At 73.3% G+C, this 4,919-nt stretch carries 5 protein-coding genes; 4 read left to right on the top strand and 1 reads right to left on the bottom strand.

Annotated elements, in window-relative coordinates:
* From AC1DUQ_RS17675 to AC1DUQ_RS17665, 3 genes are all read left to right on the top strand, one after another.
* Nucleotides 1-497 (top strand): MFS transporter (locus AC1DUQ_RS17675; protein ID WP_477074242.1); only part of this gene is annotated, 497 nt, incomplete at its 5' end.
* Between the two features lie 80 nt (nt 498-577).
* Nucleotides 578-2,407 (top strand): DUF4012 domain-containing protein, encoded by a 1,830-nt coding sequence (locus AC1DUQ_RS17670; RefSeq protein WP_477074241.1) that lies wholly within the window; start codon nt 578-580, stop codon nt 2,405-2,407.
* 103 nt (nt 2,408-2,510) lie between these two features.
* Nucleotides 2,511-3,215, top strand: a complete 705-nt coding sequence (locus AC1DUQ_RS17665) for a peptidase (protein ID WP_477060089.1) — start codon at nt 2,511-2,513, stop codon at nt 3,213-3,215.
* 55 nt (nt 3,216-3,270) lie between these two features.
* Here the strand turns inward: AC1DUQ_RS17665 and serC are convergent, their stop codons facing one another.
* Nucleotides 3,271-4,404 carry a phosphoserine transaminase gene (serC, locus tag AC1DUQ_RS17660; RefSeq protein ID WP_477074240.1) on the bottom strand — a complete coding sequence of 378 codons (1,134 nt, stop codon included), beginning with the start codon at nt 4,402-4,404 and terminating at the stop codon, nt 3,271-3,273.
* Nucleotides 4,405-4,532: 128 nt separating this feature from the next.
* Between serC and AC1DUQ_RS17655 the strand changes: the two genes are divergently transcribed.
* Nucleotides 4,533-4,919 (top strand): metal-dependent transcriptional regulator (locus AC1DUQ_RS17655; protein WP_477074239.1); only part of this gene is annotated, 387 nt, incomplete at its 3' end.

The raw sequence follows: 4,919 nt of genomic DNA, 5'->3' as shown, positions 1-4,919 counted from the left end.
GGCGGGAACGGCCCCGCGTCCGCCTGGTCATCGGCGCCGCGTTCGCGTTCGGCATCACCACCGGCGTGATGGCCCTGATGCCCACGTACGTCGCGTTCGCGATCGCCTGCATCCCCGTCGGGCTGGCGTCGCTGACCATGATGACTGCGGCCAACGCGACCATCCAGCTGAGCACCGACCCCGCCGTACGGGGGCGCGTCATGGCTCTGTACATGATGGTGTTCCTGGGCGCGACGCCCATCGGGTCGCCCATCGTCGGGTGGATCGGTGAGACGTACGGCCCGCGGTGGGCCATCGGCATCGGCTCGATCTCCGCGCTGCTCGTCGCCACCGGCGCCGCGCTGTGGGCGTGGAAGAAGTGGGACGTCACCGTGCGGTACCACGTGCGCTCCCGGCCCCACCTCGAGGTGCTGTACCCGACGCTGCCCGACCGCCGCGCGGAGACCGCCGCCCGGCTCGCCACCCAGGAAGCCGCGGACCGCCAGACCGCCGCCTGAGCCGCCGTCCGGGTGGATGCTCGGGTGAAGAGAGCGCCCAGGCATGTCGTCCGAGATGTCCGGGATGTCACGATCGGTGGGTGAGTGCCACCGTCGACGAACCGCGCGCGCCCGAGGCGACCGCGCCCGGCGACGAGCCCACCACCGAACCGCCCCGACGCCGCCGCCTGACCGCCCGCCGCATCGCGTTCGGCGTCCTCGTCGTCCTCGTCGTGCTGGTGGCCGCCGCCGGCTGGCTGGCGTTCCGCGGCTACCAGGCCGGCACCGCCCTGCTCTCCGCCAAGGACGTGGTGGTCGACCTGCGCAGCGTGGTCGGCGACGGCGACACGCAGCAGATCGAGGCCCGACTCCCCGAGGTCCAGGCGGACCTCGCGGCCGCGCGCCGGGCGACATCGGACCCGGTGTGGCGGGTGGCCGAGCACGTGCCCTGGGTGGGCGCGCAGCTCGAGGCCGTGCGGGTGGTCTCCGTGTCGCTCGACGACGTGGTGCGCGACGCGCTCCCGGCGATCGGGCGTATCGACGACGTCCTGCACGCCCAGGAGGCCCGGGGCACAGACGGGCGGATCGACCTCGCCCCCCTGGTCGAGGCCGCCCCGGACATCGCCGCGGCCGCCGCGAGCGCCCACGCCGCGCAGGCCGCGGTGGCCGCGATCGACACCGACGCGCTGGTGCCGCAGCTCGCCGGCCCGGTGACCCAGCTGCAGGACGGGATGGCCCAGGTCACGGGTGCGCTCGACGCCGGCGCCCAGGTGGCGGCGCTCCTGCCGCCGATGCTCGGCGTCGACGGCCCCCGCACCTACCTCCTGGTCTCGCTCAACTCCTCGGAGCTGCGCAGCGCCGGCGGCATCGTCGGCGCGTTCGCCGTGCTGAAGGCCGACAACGGCACGATCGACCTCACCGAGCAGCGCACCACCGCGGACCTGCCGGGGATCGAGACCTCGATCCTGCCGCTCAGCGACGAGGAGCTGCGCTTCGACACCGACCGGCTGGGCCGGTGGGTGCAGAACGCCGTGATGACCCCCGACTTCCCGCGCAGCGCCGAGCTGCTGACGGCCCGCTGGGAGCGGGACATCGGCACGCACGTAGACGGGGTCATCGCCACCGACCCCGTCGCGGTCTCCTACCTGCTCGGCGCCACAGGGGCGGTCACCGAGCCGAGCGGCCAGCAGATCGACGCCGGGAACGTCCTGCAGGTCCTGCTGCGCGACGCCTACCTCACGTTCGGCGACGACGCGGCCGCGGGCGACGCCTTCTACACGGGCGTCGCGTCGACGATCTTCCGCGCGGTCGGTGCCGGTCAGGGCGACTCCCGGGCCGTCGTCGACGCGCTGGCCCGGGCGGGGGCCGAGGGCCGGCTGCGGATGTGGTCGGCGCACCCGGAGGAGCAGAAGAGGCTGGTGGCCACGAGCGTCGGTGCGGCGTTCCTCACCGGCCCGTTCCCGGACGCCACGGGGGTGTTCCTCAACGACGGGACCGCGGGCAAGCTCGGCTACTACCTGAGCACCGCGCTGACGGTCGAGAACCTGCGCTGCGACGGCCCGGAGCCCACCGCCACGGTCCGCCTCGACCTCGACTACCGCCCGCCCGCGGAGGTGGCGACGTTCCCGCGGTACGTCACCGGGTGGAGCTTCACCTCGCTGCCGACCGGGTGGCTCGCGACCAACATCACCGTGTACGCGCCGGTCGGCGCCCCTCTGGAGGCGCTCGGGCGGAACGACGGCGCCGTCTCCGGGGGCACCGGGCAGTCGGCCGGCCGCAACGTGCAGGTGGTGACCTCCTGGCTGGAGCCCGGCGCGCGCGAGACCTACCGGTTCGACGTGCCCGTCCGCGACGGCCGGGTCGACGTCTGGACCACGCCCACGCTCACCAGCCCGGGTCTGATCACGGCCACGTGCTCCCCGGGAGAGTGAACGGGCGAAACGTCCGAAATCACCCGTTATGCCCATGTGTAAACGGGTGCAGGCAGGACACAATGGGGACCGAAATGTCCGATTAGCCGACAGGGGCACGATCATGGTCAGGCTCGTACGGGGCGCGGTCGTCGCGTTCCTCGCAGTCTTCGTCGCCCTCGCCGGCGCGCTGCCCTCCTCGGCGGAGGGCCCCAGCCCGTCGCCCTCCGTGTCCTCGACGGCCGAGCCGGTCTACGGGTGCATCGACAAGGTCGACGGCTACGGCGCCCCGCGCGCCTGCCAGCTCAACGTCCTCATCCAGGCACCGATCTGCGACAACGACGTGCCCAAGCTGAAGTACGCGCTCGAGGTCATCGGGTCGCCGAACACCACGGCGACGGTCACCTTCGTCAACCCGTCTGGTCCGGACGTCGTCTACGCCGACCAGCCCTTGAGCGGAACGGTCAACTGGCCGGGCGCCGTGGTCGGTCCCGACGGTCGCGGCATCGACTGGCCCGGCTGGACGCAGCTCACCGACGGGTCCTGGGTCGAGGGCGACGAGTTCGACTGGGTGCGCCCCTCGGTGCAGGTGATGTTCCAGGTGAACCCCGAGGCCACCGTCACGGTCGCCTACCCGCCGTCGACCCCCTCCTGCAACACCGACCCGGAGGACAGCGAGGTGCTGGTCGACAACCCGACGGCCGCCGTGCTCTCCGCCACCGGCTCGGAGGCCCAGCCGCTGCTGCTGGCCGGCGGTGCACTCGTCCTGGTCGGCGCGCTCACCGTGGCGCTCGTCTCGATCGCCCGCCGCCGCCGTCCGACGGCCTGACCCCCAAGCACACCGACTCCGCCTCCCGCGCTGACCGCGGGAGGCGGGCCCATGCTCAGACGAGCTGGTCCACCACGTGGTCGATGCAGGCGGTGAGGGCCAGCACGTCGTCCGGCTCGACCGCCGGGTACATGGCGACGCGCAGCTGGTTGCGGCCCAGCTTCCGGTAGGGCTCGACGTCGACGACCCCGTGGGCCCGCAGCACACGAGCAACCGTCGCCGCCTCGATCTCCGGGTCCAGGTCGATGGTGCCGACGACGTTCGAGCGCAGCCCGGGGTCGGTGACGAAGGGTGTCGCCCAGTCGCGCGAGTCCGCCCAGCCGTACAGGTGGCCGGCCGACGTCGCGGTGCGGTGCGCGGCCCAGGCCAGGCCACCGTTCCCGAGGATCCAGTCGAGCTGCTCGGCCAGGAGCACGAGGGTCGCGATCGCCGGCGTGTTCAGCGTCTGGTCGAGCCGGGAGTTCGCCACGGCCGTGGTGAACGAGAGCGACTCGGGGATCCACCGCCCGCTCGACTCGAGGCGGGCGGCGCGCTCGATCGCGGCGGGGGAGGCGGCAGCGAGCCACAGGCCCCCGTCCGACGCGAACGACTTCTGCGGCGCGAAGTAGTAGACGTCGGTCTGCGCCACGTCGACCGCCAGACCCCCGGCGCCCGACGTGCCGTCGACGAGGACCAGCGCACCCTGCGCGTGCGAGCCGGCCACCCGGTGCACGGGCGCGGCGACTCCGGTGGACGTCTCGTTGTGCGGCCACGCGTAGGCGTCGACACCGTCGGCGAAGGCCGGCACCGCCACGCCGCCGGGCGCCGCGCGGGTGACCACGGGCTCGCCGACGAACGGGGCGCGGGTCGCGGCGGCCGCGAACTTGGCGCCGAACTCGCCGAACGTGCCGAACGCGGCCCGGTCCTCGATCAGGCAGAGGGTGGCCACGTCCCAGAACAGGGTGGAGCCGCCGTTGCCCAGCACGATCTCGTAGCCCTCGGGCAGGTCGAACAGGGCGGCGAGGYCCGCGCGCACGCGTCCGACGAGCGCCCGCACGGGAGCCTGCCGGTGGGAGGTGCCCAACAGCTCGGCGGCGGGGCCGGCCAGCGCGTCCACCTGGGCGCGCCGGATCTTCGAGGGGCCGGAACCGAAGCGGCCGTCCACGGGCAGCAGGTGCGCGGGGATGGTGATCTCGTGAGCATCGGGCACGTCGCCGAGGATAGGCGGTCGTGGACCTCGACCCCGACTGTCGGCTCGACCAACTAATCTGTGACAGCGCGCGCCCCATCCCGGCTGGGGCCTCCGCGCGACGACGACCCGACGCGGGAGGCCTTGCAGTGAGCGACCTGATCGACACGACGGAGATGTACCTCAAGACGGTCTACGAGCTCACCGAGGAAGGCATCACCCCCCTGCGCGCCCGCATCGCGGAGCGGCTGGGGCACTCGGGGCCCACGGTCTCCCAGACGGTGGCGCGCATGGAGCGCGACGGGCTGGTGGTCGTCACCGGCGACCGCCACCTCGAGCTGACGGAGCTGGGCATGAGCAAGGCCGTCCGCGTCATGCGCAAGCACCGGCTGGCCGAGCGCCTGCTCACGGACGTCATCGGCCTGGAGTGGCCGTACGTGCACGAGGAGGCCTGCCGCTGGGAGCACGTGATGAGCGAGCGGGTGGAGAAGCGGCTCGCGTCGCTGCTGGACCACCCCCACTTCGACCCCTACGGC

It is taken from the genome of Cellulomonas sp. P4_B5_2, from assembly GCF_056402235.1.
The sequence above is the reverse complement of the archived record's forward strand: the minus strand, read 5'-3'. Positions and strand labels throughout refer to the sequence as shown.

Excerpts from the sequence above, each read along its gene's own strand:
- AC1DUQ_RS17665 (WP_477060089.1), top strand. The coding sequence starts at position 2,511 with ATGGTCAGGCTCGTACGGGGCGCGGTCGTCGCGTTCCTCGCAGTCTTC.